Source organism: Sphingomonas panaciterrae, from assembly GCF_036890205.1.
GTDB lineage: Bacteria > Pseudomonadota > Alphaproteobacteria > Sphingomonadales > Sphingomonadaceae > Sphingomonas > Sphingomonas panaciterrae.
On record NZ_JAKNQR010000001.1, the window covers coordinates 130288 to 143580 of the forward strand.

Annotated in this window: 17 protein-coding genes; 7 read left to right on the forward strand and 10 right to left on the reverse strand. The window is 65.6% G+C overall.

Going from position 1 to position 13293, the window contains the following annotated elements; genetic code table 11:
• Positions 1-3: 3 nt before the first annotated feature.
• The 4 genes from L8F96_RS00685 to L8F96_RS18655 form a co-directional block, all read right to left on the reverse strand.
• Positions 4-420 (reverse strand): MerR family transcriptional regulator, encoded by a 417-nt coding sequence (locus L8F96_RS00685; protein ID WP_046410291.1) that lies wholly within the window; start codon positions 418-420, stop codon positions 4-6.
• 31 nt (positions 421-451) lie between these two features.
• Positions 452-952 carry a hypothetical protein gene (locus L8F96_RS00690; protein WP_052742577.1) on the reverse strand — a complete coding sequence of 167 codons (501 nt, stop codon included), beginning with the start codon at positions 950-952 and terminating at the stop codon, positions 452-454.
• Positions 949-1311, reverse strand: coding sequence for a phosphoribosyl-AMP cyclohydrolase (hisI, locus tag L8F96_RS00695; protein WP_334654548.1), 363 nt, complete (start codon positions 1309-1311; stop codon positions 949-951). Before hisI ends, L8F96_RS00690 begins: the two co-directional genes overlap by 4 nt.
• Positions 1312-1375: 64 nt before the next feature.
• On the reverse strand, positions 1376-1855 hold the full coding sequence (locus L8F96_RS18655) for a Rho termination factor N-terminal domain-containing protein (RefSeq protein WP_465250261.1): 480 nt from the start codon (positions 1853-1855) through the stop codon (positions 1376-1378).
• On the opposite strand from L8F96_RS18655, the gene purF reads away from it, so the two are divergent.
• Together purF and L8F96_RS00710 are read left to right on the forward strand one after the other, a co-directional pair.
• On the forward strand, positions 1748-3205 hold the full coding sequence (gene purF / locus L8F96_RS00705; protein ID WP_046410285.1) for an amidophosphoribosyltransferase: 1458 nt from the start codon (positions 1748-1750) through the stop codon (positions 3203-3205). The two genes, L8F96_RS18655 and purF, sit on opposite strands and share 108 nt — an antisense overlap.
• Positions 3206-3302: 97 nt before the next feature.
• Positions 3303-4013, forward strand: coding sequence for an SDR family NAD(P)-dependent oxidoreductase (locus L8F96_RS00710; protein ID WP_125944530.1), 711 nt, complete (start codon positions 3303-3305; stop codon positions 4011-4013).
• A 46-nt stretch (positions 4014-4059) separates the two neighbouring features.
• Here L8F96_RS00710 and L8F96_RS00715 read toward each other — a convergent pair whose 3' ends face one another.
• Positions 4060-4569, reverse strand: a complete 510-nt coding sequence (locus tag L8F96_RS00715; RefSeq protein ID WP_417158917.1) for a DUF1465 family protein — start codon at positions 4567-4569, stop codon at positions 4060-4062.
• A 34-nt stretch (positions 4570-4603) separates the two neighbouring features.
• Positions 4604-4804, reverse strand: coding sequence for a YdcH family protein (locus L8F96_RS00720; protein WP_046410281.1), 201 nt, complete (start codon positions 4802-4804; stop codon positions 4604-4606).
• 187 nt (positions 4805-4991) lie between these two features.
• On the opposite strand from L8F96_RS00720, the gene L8F96_RS00725 reads away from it, so the two are divergent.
• Positions 4992-5150, forward strand: coding sequence for a DUF465 domain-containing protein (locus L8F96_RS00725; RefSeq protein WP_082103074.1), 159 nt, complete (start codon positions 4992-4994; stop codon positions 5148-5150).
• A 48-nt stretch (positions 5151-5198) separates the two neighbouring features.
• Here the strand turns inward: L8F96_RS00725 and L8F96_RS00730 are convergent, their stop codons facing one another.
• From L8F96_RS00730 to L8F96_RS00745, 4 genes are read right to left on the reverse strand one after another with little or no spacing between them, the layout of a single operon-like run.
• Positions 5199-6608: a coniferyl aldehyde dehydrogenase gene (locus L8F96_RS00730; protein WP_334654555.1), complete on the reverse strand. Its 1410-nt coding sequence runs from the start codon at positions 6606-6608 to the stop codon at positions 5199-5201.
• Between the two features lie 33 nt (positions 6609-6641).
• A complete protein-coding gene (locus L8F96_RS00735; protein ID WP_334654556.1) occupies positions 6642-7079 on the reverse strand; it encodes a hypothetical protein in 438 nt (145 codons plus the stop codon).
• On the reverse strand, positions 7076-7825 hold the full coding sequence (locus tag L8F96_RS00740; protein WP_334654557.1) for a prepilin peptidase: 750 nt from the start codon (positions 7823-7825) through the stop codon (positions 7076-7078). Before L8F96_RS00740 ends, L8F96_RS00735 begins: the two co-directional genes overlap by 4 nt.
• Positions 7818-8069 carry a hypothetical protein gene (locus tag L8F96_RS00745; protein WP_245995386.1) on the reverse strand — a complete coding sequence of 84 codons (252 nt, stop codon included), beginning with the start codon at positions 8067-8069 and terminating at the stop codon, positions 7818-7820. The genes L8F96_RS00740 and L8F96_RS00745 overlap by 8 nt, the downstream gene beginning before the upstream one ends.
• A gap of 91 nt (positions 8070-8160) precedes the next feature.
• On the opposite strand from L8F96_RS00745, the gene L8F96_RS00750 reads away from it, so the two are divergent.
• From L8F96_RS00750 to L8F96_RS00765, 4 genes are all read left to right on the forward strand, one after another.
• Positions 8161-9345 (forward strand): acetyl-CoA C-acyltransferase, encoded by a 1185-nt coding sequence (locus L8F96_RS00750; RefSeq protein ID WP_334654560.1) that lies wholly within the window; start codon positions 8161-8163, stop codon positions 9343-9345.
• Positions 9311-10105, forward strand: a complete 795-nt coding sequence (locus L8F96_RS00755) for a polyphosphate kinase 2 family protein (RefSeq protein ID WP_334654562.1) — start codon at positions 9311-9313, stop codon at positions 10103-10105. The genes L8F96_RS00750 and L8F96_RS00755 overlap by 35 nt, the downstream gene beginning before the upstream one ends.
• A 97-nt stretch (positions 10106-10202) precedes the next feature.
• Positions 10203-12023, forward strand: coding sequence for a flavin-containing monooxygenase (locus tag L8F96_RS00760; RefSeq protein ID WP_334654564.1), 1821 nt, complete (start codon positions 10203-10205; stop codon positions 12021-12023).
• 145 nt (positions 12024-12168) lie between these two features.
• Positions 12169-13293 (forward strand): zinc-binding dehydrogenase, encoded by a 1125-nt coding sequence (locus L8F96_RS00765; protein ID WP_334654566.1) that lies wholly within the window; start codon positions 12169-12171, stop codon positions 13291-13293.

The following is a 13293-nucleotide window of genomic DNA, read 5'->3' on the forward strand; positions in this document are numbered from 1 at the left end:
GGATCAGTCCTTCTGATCGGGTGTTTCAAGGAGGGAGACGAACTCGTCGAGCTCGGCAATGGCATCGTCGATGTCGCGCTTCTGCGCCGTCAGCGCCTCGATCCGGGCACGACAACGCTCGATGGTGACGTTGCGCTGCGTGTTGCGGCCGTCGCCGATGTCGTAAAGGTCGATCATCTCGCGGATCTCGGCCAGGCTGAATCCCACCCGCTTGCCGCGCAGGATCCAGGCGAGCCGCGCCCGGTCGCGATGCGAATAGATCCGCGCCGTGCCCCGGCGTTCGGGCGCGATCAGCCCCTCATCCTCGTAGAAGCGCAACGCACGCGGCGTCACGCCGAACTCGGAGGCGAGGTCCGTGATGCTGAAATGCGTCCGATCCCCGCGGGGCGGGAGCGAACCGAAAAGGCCAGCGACCGACATGCCGCCGATCTATCTTCCGCTTACGTGAACGTCAATCGCATAGAGGGTTTCCGTCCGCGCCACGCATCGCGCGCGCTTCTGCCTCTGCAACGCTCAGCCGCGCAGTGTTGACCGCTGACAGGCTCGCCCGCCCGGTACATGATTGATTGCAGGCCGCCGGCGCCTCTGCTGGAAAGACGATCCGCTCCCCGTCGAACCGCGCATCGAGGCGGCAGCCGCCCCCGAAGTCGACCCGCAGCACCCCGTTCTCGCGGGCCACGCCGCGTGCGACGCAATGCTGCCGATCGCCATAATCGACGCTGACGCCAATGCTATATTCACCGTCCCTGGGCACGACGCAGACGCGATCCGTGGCCGAGGCGAATGCCCCGACGGGGTTGAGCGCGGCAGGATCGGACACGATCCCGCGTGCGATCGCCGTCGCCTCCAGCGCGGTTCCGGCGTCGTCAGACCGTTCGCGCGTTCCCGCTTGCTGCCCGCAGCCGGCGACCAGCGCCGCGCCTGCCAGTGCCGCCGCCGCGCGTCGGATCACTCGACCCGTTCCAGCCCGTCCGGCCCGATCCGGCGATAGAAGCACGACCGCGCGCCGGTGTGGCACGCCGGGCCAACCGGCTCGGCGATTATCCAGATCGCATCCTGGTCGCAGTCGATGCGCATCTCGCGAACCTTGAGGAAATTCCCCGACGTCTCGCCCTTCACCCACAAGGCCTGGCGGCTGCGCGACCAGAAGGTGGCCCTGCCGGTCGCGCGCGTGGCGGCGAGCGCATCGGCGTTCATGTGCGCGACCATCAACACCTCTCCCCTGCCCGCGGCAGTCACCACTGCCGTCACCAGCCCGGCGGCGTCATATCGGGGATCAAGCGTCAGGCCATTTTCGCGCGGATCAGTCATGACCGCGGCTGTAGCGCAGCCCGGCCGCCTTCTTCCAGCCCGCCCTTATTCGCCGCGATCCGGGCTATTTGTGGTTCCGCACCGCGTTGACCAGCTCGCTCTTGTTCATCTTGGATCGCCCCTCGATCCCGATCTTCTGCGCTTCGGCGTACAAATCCTCCTTGGAACGATCCTCCAGCCGGTCGCTGCGATGATCGAGCGAGCCGTTGGCGCGCGCATTGGCGATCCGCGCCGCCTTCTCCTTCGATTCGCCTTGCCGACGCAGATCCTCGTACAATTTGTCGTCCTTGATCTGCGATCCGTGGTTCTTGGCCATGGTGATTTCTCCTTGCGTCCGCTCACCGGCAGAAACCGGCGGACGCAATGATCGCTCCACCCCCATGACAAATCCGAGACACTCGCTATATGAGCGGCGCACGACGCGAGCCCCCACGCCATGCTGACGACTAATCCTTTCGACGACGACCATCTGCACGAGGAGTGCGGCATCTTTGGAGTGTCCGGCTCCGATGGCGCCGCGGCGCTTGTCGCCCTCGGCCTTCATGCGCTCCAGCACCGTGGACAGGAGGCCGCCGGCATCACGTCCTTCGATGGCGCGCATTTCCACACCAAGAAGGCGATGGGTCACGTCGCCGGCAATTTCGACAGCGAGGCCGTGATCGGCTCGCTGCCCGGCAGCGTTGCGTGCGGCCACGTGCGCTACTCTACCACGGGCGAAACCGCACTGCGCAACGTTCAGCCCCTGTACGCCGAGCTGGCGAGCGGTGGCTTCGCCGTCGCGCACAACGGCAACATCTCCAACGCGATGAAGCTGCGCCGCGAGCTGATTCGCCGCGGCTCGATCTTCCAGTCGACCAGTGATACCGAAACGATCATCCACCTCGTCGCGACGTCCAACTACCGGACGCTGATGGATCGCTTCATCGACGCGCTGAAGCAGGTCGAGGGTGCCTACGCCCTGATCGTGATGACGCCGGAGGGCATGATCGCCTGCCGCGATCCGCTGGGCATCCGCCCGCTGGTGATGGGCAAGCTCAACGATTCGATCATCTTCGCCAGCGAAACCGTCGCGCTCGACGTGGTCGGCGCCGAATTCGTCCGCTCGGTGGAGCCGGGCGAGCTGGTGATCGTACAGGGTTCGGAAATGCGGTCCATCCGGCCGTTCGGCCCCGTCGCGCCGCGCCCCTGCATCTTCGAATGGGTCTATTTCTCGCGACCGGATTCGATCGTCGACGACCATTCGGTCTATTCGGTGCGCAAGGGCATCGGCCAACAGCTCGCGCTCGAAGCACCGGTCGAGGCTGATCTGGTGATTCCAGTGCCGGATTCGGGCGTGCCCGCGGCGATCGGCTATGCGCAGGAAAGCGGCATCCCGTTCGAACTCGGGATCATCCGTTCGCACTATGTCGGCCGCACCTTCATCCAGCCGGGTGACAAGGTCCGCCACCTTGGCGTGAAGCTGAAGCACAATGCCAACCGCGCCTTGATCCAGGGCAAGCGCGTCGTGCTGATCGACGATTCGATCGTGCGCGGCACGACCAGCCTGAAGATCGTGCAGATGATGCGCGAGGCTGGCGCGGCGGAGGTGCACATGCGCATTGCCAGCCCGCCGACGAAGCACAGCTGCTTCTACGGCGTCGACACGCCTGAGCGCGCCAAGCTGCTCGCAGCGACGCATGACCTGAAGGCGATGACCGACTTCATCCACGCCGACAGTCTGGCGTTCGTGTCGATCGACGGCCTGTACAAGGCACTCGGTCGCAGCGAGCGCGCGCAATTCCGGCCGGGCTATTGCGACGCGTGCTTCACGGGCGACTATCCCACCACGCTGACCGATCACGACGATACGGGCGCGGTGGATCAGTTCGCCATGCTGGAAGAGCGGGTGGCGTAAGGCGCCACCCCGCCGACCTTCGGCTTCACCTGCCGTCAACACGGCACCTATGGAGTTGCGGGAGCGCTAATCCCGGGACTAATCCGGGATGATGAACGTGACCAAGCCTCTCGAGAACAAGCTCGCCCTCGTCACCGGCGCCAGCCGGGGTATCGGAGCCGCCACTGCCATCGCGCTTGCCGAAAAGGGCGCGCATGTCATCCTGACCGCACGGTCCGCCCCGGCGCTGGAAGAGGTCGAGCAGAAGATCTTCGACGCTGGCGGCTCGGCAACGATCGCGCCGCTCGATCTGGCGGCGAACGACGCCATTGCGCGGCTGGCGGTCGCGATCGGCGAACGCTGGTCGGCGCTCGATATCATGGTGCTGAACGCTGGCACGCTGGGAACGCTGGCGGCCGTGCCGTCGATCGATCCCAAGGAATTCGCCAACGTCCTGACGCTCAACGTCTCGGCGCAGGTCGCACTGATCCAGGCGTTCGATCCGATGCTGCGCCGCTCGTCGGGCGCACGCGTGATCGGCATCACCTCCTCAGTGGGTCGCAAGCCGCGCGCTTATTGGGGCGCTTATGGTGCGTCCAAGGCTGCGTTCGAGACACTGTTGGCCGCTTATGGCGACGAACTGGCCGAGATCAGCCGCGTGCGCACCGCCATCATCGATCCCGGCGCCACCCGCACGAAGATGCGCGCCCGCGCGTATCCCGGTGAGGATCCCGCATCGGTGAAGCCGCCCGAAGTGGTGGCCGCGCGTATCGCCGAATTGGCCGTGGATGGCTTTGAGACCGGCCACTGGGAACGCGTCGAAGGCTGATCCCGACCCGTTCCGGCCCCGCACTTCGGGGCCGGATCCCCTCGCCTCAGAACGCCATCGCCAGCCGTTGGAACATCTGCCGCGCGGGGCTTTCCTCCGGCACCGTCATCCCCTGCGCCGCATCCAGCCGCGCCACCCGTCGATAAAGATCGATGCTGGTGTCGACCAACCGCTGCGCCTTCTCAGGCAGCGACGTAGCCACCATGGCGGATTCCTCTGCCGGTCCGATCAAGCGGCGTGCCGGATCGAGCGCCGCGCTGGGGCTCAGCTCGCCCGATAGCACCGCACGCTGCGTCAACAGCCAGGCGATGACATGCATCAGCCGCGTCGTGACCTTCAGCGATTCGCAGCTGAAGGTCACGCGCGTGATCGGGTCCAGCGCCTCTCGATCGCCGCGCCCGCCATCATCGAAATAGCTGCGTGCATCGTCGGCCAGCACCATGGCTTCTACATACAAGGCGTCGATCAGGCGTCGGTAAACCGCGGAATCATGGTGGGCTGCGTGCATGGCGGAAACGTTACATCGGAGACGGGAACCGCGCGACAGCGTGATCATACGCGGCGCTGCGACCAGCGTCCCATTGCGACACTCAGGCGATGATGTCCGGGATCAGCTGGTCCTCGATCAACGCGATCTCGTCGCGCAGTCGCAGCTTCCGCTTCTTCAACCGCGCAAGCTGCAACTGGTCGGCCGCGCCGTCCCTGCCCAGCGCGCCAATCGCCGCGTCCAGATCGCGATGTTCGGTGCGCAGCGCGCCGAGTCGCGCAATCAGCTGGCCATCATCCGTCACGTCGCCCTCCCTCCGGCGATGCCGCTGTAGCAGAGCCCGTGCGGGGGTTGGTGGGAAAACTCGTTGCAAAAGCGTGACATCGCACAGGGGGTTCGATCGACCGCAGATCGGGCAATTTCCGATGAGACAATCGCCCGTTCGCGTGTTTTACTTTCTGCCCCCGCAACTAAAGCAAGGAGATTCCTGTATGCAGACCGCGCATCGTTCGGCTCTTGAGGCCAAGCATGCCACGCTGGATCAGCGCATCAGTGAAGAAACCCATCGGCCCATGCCCGATGCAATGCTCATCGCGGATTTGAAGAAAAAGAAGCTGCGCCTGAAGGAGGAAATCGTGCAGGCGCATTGACGCAAATCCATGGTGTGGCGCGCGGGGATGGCCCCGCACGCCGCGCCCTCACCCGCCCATCTGCCGCGCCACCGCCTTGCGCGTGGCATCACCATAAGGCGGCTTCAGACCGGCAATCTTCGCCACATCCAGCTTGGACTGCTGATACACCGCCTTCGCATGGCTGAAGGTGCGGAACCCATCCAGGCCGTGATACGAGCCCATCCCTGACGGGCCGACTCCGCCGAACGGCAGGTCCTCCATCGACACGTGAAAGATTACGTCGTCGATCGTCACCCCGCCGGAGATGGTGCGATCCAGCACGCGGCGACGCTCCGCCTCGTCCTTGCCGAAATAATAGAGGCCGAGCGGCCGGTCGCGCCGGTTCACCTCGCCGATCGCCGCGTCAATCCCATCATAGCGGCGCACGGGCAGGATCGGGCCGAAGATCTCCTCCTGCATCAACGTCATGTCGTCGGTCACGTCGCGCACGATATGGAGCGGCATCTTGCGGCTGTTGGTGCTGCCGAAATCCTCGCCCGCGGGATTCACCACGTCGACCGTCGCGCCCTTCGCCCGTGCATCCTCGACCCACTGGTTGAGCCGCTCGTAATGGCGATCGTTCACGACGCTGGTGTAATCCGGATTGGACAGGAGCGTCGGGTACATGGCGCTGGCCGCGGTGCGGATCCCGTCGACCACCGCGCTTTCCTGCGCCGACGGCACCAGCAGATAATCCGGCGCGAGGCAGATCTGGCCGGCGTTCAGCATCTTGCCCACGGCGACACGCTCGCTGAGCTGCTTCAGATCGGCGCCCTTGCCGACGATCACCGGGGACTTGCCGCCAAGCTCCAGCGTCACCGGCGTCAGATTGTCCGCGGCCGCGTGCAGGATGTGCCGCCCGATGCCCGTCGCGCCGGTGAAGATCAGGTGATCGAACGGAAGCTCGGCAAAGGCCTGGCCCACGTCCGGCCCGCCGGAGACGAAGGCCAGTTCGGTCGGGTCGAAATACCGGCCGACGATCTCCTCGAACAGGGCAGCGGTGACGGGCGTATATTCGCTCGTCTTGACCATCGCGCGATTGCCCGCGGCGAACACGCCGGCCAACGGCGACATCACCAGGTTCACCGGGAAATTCCACGGCGCGATCACGCCGACCACGCCCTTGGGCTGATATTCCACCCAGGCCTTGGCCCCCAGCAGGCCGAGCGGGAACTGGACCGGCCGCTTCTCGGGTCGCGCCCATTTCTCGAGGTTCTTCAGCGCGTGATGGATAGGGCTGATCGACCCGCCAATGTCGGTGATCATCGATTGTTCGCGGCTGCGGTGGCCGAAATCCTCGCTCAGCGCGTCGCAGAAGCGGTCCGCATGGTCGCGGATCATCGCCGCGGCGCGCTTCAACCGGTCCTTCCGGACGGAGATCGGCTCCGGCAGCGCGGCCATGAAGCTGTCGCGTTGGGCGCTGAGTATGTCCTTCATCTATCCTCTCCCCGTTTCTTTTGTCTTCGTCGGTCAGGTGGCCGCGCATCCTATCAGGCCCGCCACCGGCAGGATCACGGTATCGTGACCGGTCCGGTCGATACGCAAGGTACCGCTGTCCACCACTGCTCCTTGTGACAGGTCGCGGCGTGTCTGCACGGCAAGGTCGAGCGTCGCGGTCACGTCCGCGCTCTGATACGTCGTCGTCGTCGCAAAACCGAAGCCGGCGCTCCCGGTCTGGTTCTGCCGCGCATAATCGGCAACGCGGCCGTCCAGCGCCAGCCGCAAGGTGCCAGGCGCCGCACTGGCCATGCCGACCAACGCACGGCCCTGCCCGGCCGCGAAGAGATAGGCAGCACACCCCTGCGTCGGCAGCGACTGGGGCGGCAGCGCCGCCAGCGGCAGCCCGGCGATCGGCACCGGCGTCCTGGGCGGATCGGCCGCGGCGAGGGCAAGAAGCAACGCGATCATGGCCCGAGGTGTACCATGAGCAACAGCGCCGGGTAAGCCGCGAGCGCAAGATACGCGCCGAACGGCAGCGCGTCGTCGCGCCCCACCGCCCGCCCGGTGGTCATCCGCCAGGCGACAATTCCAAGCCCGATCAGTGCGGCGAGCAGCAGCACGGGCGGAAGCATCCGCCAGCCGAGCCACAGCCCGATGGCACCGAACAATTTGGGGTCAGCGCCGCCCAGCCCCTCCACCCCGCGAACCCGATGATACAGGAATCCGATCAGCCACAGCGACGTAAAGCCGGCGACCCCGCCGATGATCCGCGCCACCAGGGGCGGCGGCAGGAAAAACGACGCGATCAGCCCCAAAGCGGCGATGACCATCGGCAGCGGATCGGGAATCCAGAATTCGGTCGCATCCAGCGCGACGACGAGCACCAGCAGCCACCCGAACCCCGCGATCAGCAGCGCCGGCGCACCGCTTGCGACCAGTCCGGCGAGGAAGCCTGCCACGGCACATCCCGCCTCCACCTGCCAATGCAGCGCCGGGATCGTCGCGCCACAGCAACGCGCCCGCCCCCGCAAGCCGACGAAGCTGAGGAGCGGCACCAGATCCACGGCGGAGAGCGGCTGGCCGCAGCCATCGCACATCGATCGCCCGGACAAGGCGGATTGCCCCGCCGGCCAGCGCAGGGCGACGGTCGCCAGAAAGCTACCGAGGATCGCGCCAAGCGTGGCGAGCGCTACCGGCCAGAGAAGATCAGACACCCTTCTTGCGTATCAGATATCGATAGACCCCGAACAGATTGATGCCGAACAGCACGATGTTCTGCGTTCCCAGCGCCCAATCCTCGGTCAGCAGCGCGCCAGTGACCCAGCAGACCGACGATCCGACGAACAGGACAAAGCCCCAGCCCGTCACGCGGCGCCCCAGATCCAGCGAAACCATGAAGGCGGCAATCATTCCGCTGATTGCGGCGGCCCATTTCAATACGTCGATCCAGCTCTCCATCGCCGCCCAACGCGCTGGCTTGCCCTTTGTATTCGCCTGCAACTGACACTAGATCGAACCCAATACGATTTTGTCCCGGAGCTTCATTTCCATGACCACCGATCCCGTCGTCATCCTCTCCTACGCCCGCACGCCGATGGGCGGCATGCAGGGGGCATTGGCCGACGTCTCCGCCACCGATCTGGGCGCGACGGCCGTGAAGGCGGCGGTGGAACGTGCCGGTGTCGATGGCGCGGCGGTGGACCGCATCTACATGGGCTGCGTCCTCCCGGCCGGTCTCGGTCAGGCACCGGCGCGTCAGGCGGCGATCAAGGCGGGCCTGCCCAAATCGGTGCAGGCGACCACCGTCAACAAGGTGTGCGGTTCGGGCATGCAGACGGTGATCATGGGCGCGGAGGCGATCGCAGCCGGATCGGCGTACGTGATCGTCGCCGGCGGCATGGAGAGCATGACCAACGCCCCCTACATCCTTCAGAAGCACCGCTCGGGCTCCCGGATCGGTCACGACACGGCCTACGACCATATGTTCCTGGATGGTCTGGAGGACGCCTATGAGGCCGGCCGCGCGATGGGCACCTTTGCGCAGGATACCGCCAACGAATATCAGCTCACCCGTCAGGCACAGGACGATTATTCGATCGAATCGCTGCGCCGCGCACAGGCCGCCATCCAGTCGGGGGCGTTTGCTGACGAAATCGTGCCGGTGACGGTCTCTACCCGCAAGGGCGACGTCGTGGTGGACACCGACGAGCAGCCCGGCCGCGGCATGCCCGACAAGATCCCGACGCTGCGCCCCGCGTTTGCCAAGGATGGGACGATCACGGCAGCTACCAGCTCCTCGATCTCCGATGGCGCCGCCGCTCTGGTCCTCACTCGCGAAAGCGTCGCCAAGGCCAATGGCCAGACGCCGATCGCGCGCATCGTCGCCCATGCCGCCCACGCGCAAGAGCCTGCAGCCTTCACCACCGCTCCCGTGGGCGCCATCGAGAAGCTGCTGAAGAAGGCTGGCTGGACGATCGATGAGGTCGATCTGTTCGAAATCAACGAGGCTTTCGCCTGCGTCGCGATGTTCGCGATGAAGGACCTCGGCATCCCGCATGACAAGATCAACGTGAACGGCGGCGCCACGGCGCTCGGCCACCCGATCGGCGCGTCCGGCGCGCGGATCATCACCACCTTGGTCGCGGCGCTGAAGAACCAGGGCAAGAAGCGCGGCGTGGCCAGCCTGTGCATCGGCGGCGGTGAAGCCACCGCCCTCGCCGTCGAGCTGGTCTGAGGCGATGGGAGCGGACCACGATCAGGAGGATCACGACCTCCAGGTGGCGCTGGTCCGCTACCAGCAATGGACGGCACAATCCGGCGAGCGCGCGCTCGTCATCCTGGAGGGGCGCGACACCGCCGGAAAGGATGGGGCGATCCGCCGGATCACCCGCCATCTGGCGGTGCGCCACACCCGCGTCGTCGCCTTGCCAAAGCCGACGGTGCAGGAACGCTCGCAATGGTATTTCCAGCGCTATGTCGAACATCTGCCCGCCGCCGGCGAGCTCGTGATCTTCAATCGCAGCTGGTACAATCGCGCAGGCGTCGAGGTGGTCAACCATTTCTCCACGCCGGAGGAGCAGGCGCGCTTCTTGGAGGATGTCCCCGCCTTTGAGGCCATGCTGATCGGGTCGGGCATCCGGATGGTGAAGCTCTGGCTCGACATCTCGCGTGATGAGCAGGCCAAGCGCCTGAATTCACGCCGCAGCGATCCGCTGAAGGCGCTCAAGATCTCCGATCTCGACAAAATCGCGGTCAAGGAATGGGACGGCTACACCACCGCCCGCGATACGATGCTGACGCGTACCAGCACCCCGCTCGCCCCCTGGGTGTGCGTGCGCGCCGATCACAAGAAGCCCGCCCGCCGCGCGATCATCCAGCATCTGCTGCACGAACTGGCGCCGCCCTCGATCACCAAGGATGTGAACAAGCCCGATCCCGACACGCTCTTCCCGTTTGAAGCCAGCGCGATCGGCGACGGGCGGCTCGAACGCTGATCGGCTCACAGTCGCAACTTTAGTTTGCTTGCACTCTACACCTCTGCCTCGCATTAAGTCATAATGCGTTCCAAGAAAATGGGACGAGGAGAGGCAGATGACACTCGAGTCGCAGGCGATCCACGCCGCGCCCGATGCCGGGTTTGATTTCGATCCGGCGGCGCTGAGGGCGAAATATCTGGCCGAGCGCGACAAGCGCCTGCGCGACGACGCGAACGAACAATATGTCGAGATGACCGGCGCCTTCGCCCGCTACCTCGAGGATCCCTATATCGATCAGCCAATCGCGCGCCCGGCGCTTGCCGACGAGAAGGACGTGGTCGTGATCGGCGGCGGCTTCGGTGGCCTGCTGGCCGGCGCGAAGCTGCGCGACGCGGGGATCGAGGATGTGCGCATCATCGAAAAGGGCGGTGAGTTCGGCGGCACCTGGTACTGGAACCGCTACCCCGGCGCGGCCTGCGACATCGAAAGCTACGTCTACCTTCCGCTGCTCGAGGAAACCGGCTTCATCCCTGAGCGCAAATACAGCCAGGGACCGGAAATCCGCGCGTATTCGCGTCGCATCGCCGAGCGGTTCGACCTGTATCGCGACGTCCTGTTCCAGACCGAGGTAACCGACCTCAGCTGGAATGAGGAAACCCGCCGTTGGATCATTTCCACCAATCGTGGCGACGCGATCCGCGCCCGCTTCGTCATCATGGCGAACGGCCCGCTGCACCGCCCCAAGCTGCCGGGAATCCCGGGCATCGAGGAATTTGAGGGTCACACCTTCCACACCAGCCGTTGGGATTATGATTATACCGGCGGCGACCAGAATGGCGGGCTCGACAAGCTGGGCGACAAGGTCGTCGGGATCATCGGCACTGGCGCCACCGCGGTGCAATGCGTCCCGCATCTCGGCGCGACCGCCAAGCAATTGTTCGTGTTCCAGCGCACGCCCTCCTCGATCGACGTCCGCGGCGACCGGCCGACCGACCCACAATGGGCGCAGTCACTGACGCCCGGCTGGCACCAGCAGCGCATGGAGAATTTCAACACGCTCGTCTCGGGCGGCTGGGCGGAGGAGGATCTGGTCAACGACGGCTGGACCGACATCATCCGCAATCTAGGCGTCATCGCGCGGATGAAGGCGGCCAGGTCGGGCGCGCAAAACCCGGATGAGCTGGTGCAGCTTGCCGATTTCCAGAAGATGGAATCCATCCGCGCGCGCGTGGACGAGGTCGTTCAGGACGAGGCGACGGCCGAGGCGCTGAAGCCCTGGTACAATCAGTTCTGCAAGCGCCCCTGCTTCCACGACGATTATCTGGCGACCTTCAACCGGCCCAACGTCTCGTTGATTGACACCCAGGGCAAGGGGGTGGAGCGGATTACGAAGAACGGCGTCGTCGTCGCCGGCACCGAATACAAGCTCGACTGCCTGATCTTCGGCACCGGCTTTGAAGTCGGCACCAGCTATGCGCGACGCGCCGGCTATGACGTGCACGGCACCGGCGGGCAGTCGCTCGAACAGAAATGGGCCGACGGCGGCCGCACGCTTCACGGCATGACCGTCAACGGCTTCCCCAACATGTTCATCTTCTCGGTGATCCAGTCGGGCTTCACCGCCAATTACCCGCACGCGCTACTGGAACAGGCGGGCCACGCAGCGCACATCATCGGCGAGGCGATGCGCGCACAGAAGTCGCGGGTCGAGGCAAACGCGGAGGCAGAGGCGGCGTGGACCAATGAAATCCTCGCCTCCGTGCTCGACCGGCGCAAGTTCCTCGAGGAATGCACGCCAGGCTATTACAACGGCGAGGGTCAGCTCAGCCCCAAGGCCGCCAGCTTCTCCAGCTATGGCAAGGGGCCGGTCGCCTTCTTCAACACGATCAAGGCGTGGCGGGACGAGGGCAGCATGAAGGGCCTGACGCTGGCCTGACGGGCAACCCAGCCGCGCGGCACTACCTAACAACTAGCCGGGGAGCGCGGCCGCGCTCTCCCCGGCCAGCCCTTCCTTTTCCCGACAACCCTCGACACGCACAGCTTAGTTGCGCACAGCTGTTCGGCAAACGAGAGGAAGTTGGATGACTGATCTGCCTGACACGTATCGCCGGCTGGTTTCGACCGTCACGCCCGAGGGCCAGGTTCGCCTGTCGCTGCAAAGCGTCCCGATGCCGACGCCTGGTGACGATGAAGTGGTCATCCGCGTCGAAGCATCTCCGATCAACCCGTCCGATCTCGGCGTGTTGCTCGCCCTGACCGAGGGTGATGCGTTCAGCCGCGATGGCGACGCCGCGGTCGCCTCGCTCTCCCCGCCGGTGCAGCGTGCGTTGTCGGCCCGCAAGGGCATTGACCTGCCCGTCGGTAACGAGGGCGCCGGCGTCGTTGTCGCGGCCGGCAGCTCGGCCGACGCGCAGGCATTGATCGGCAAGACCGTCGCGCTCGCCGGCGGCGGCTTCTATGCCGAGTACCGCAAGGTGCGCGCTGCCGACTGCATGACCGTGCCGGAAGGGACCACCGCCGAGGAGGCCGCCTCCTCCTACGTCAACCCGCTCACCGCGCTCGGCATGGTCGGCACGATGAAGCGCGAAGGCTATCAGGGCCTCGTCCACACCGCCGCCGCGTCGAACCTAGGTCAGATGCTGGTCAAATTGTGCAAGGCGGATGGCGTTCCGCTGGTCAACATCGTGCGCAGCGAGACGCAGGCCAAGCTGCTGCGCGATCTCGGCGCGGAGCATGTCGTCGACATGACCGCCGACGATTTCATGCCCAGGCTGATCGACGCCATCGCCGCGACCAACGCGTTCCTCGCGTTTGACGCCGTTGGCGGCGGAAAACTCGCTGGCCAGATCCTCGCCGCGATGGAACAGGCTGCGCTCCGTACCCAGCGCGCCGACGGCCCTTATGGCTCGCGCCAGATGAAGCAGGTGTACCTCTATGGCGGCCTGTCGTCGGCGCCGACCGAGTTCAACCGCGGCTTCGGCATGCGCTGGCGCATGGGCGGCTGGTTGCTGACCTATTTCCTCGAGGATGTGGGCGCGACCGAGGCAAAGGCACTTCGCGAACGCGTCTCACGCGAGCTGAAGACCACCTTCGCCAGCAAATATACGCAGCGTATCCCGCTTGCCGGTGTGCTCGACCCGGCGAACATCGCTGCCTACGGCAAGCGCGCGACGGGCGAGAAGTATCTCGTCACGCCGCAGGCCTGA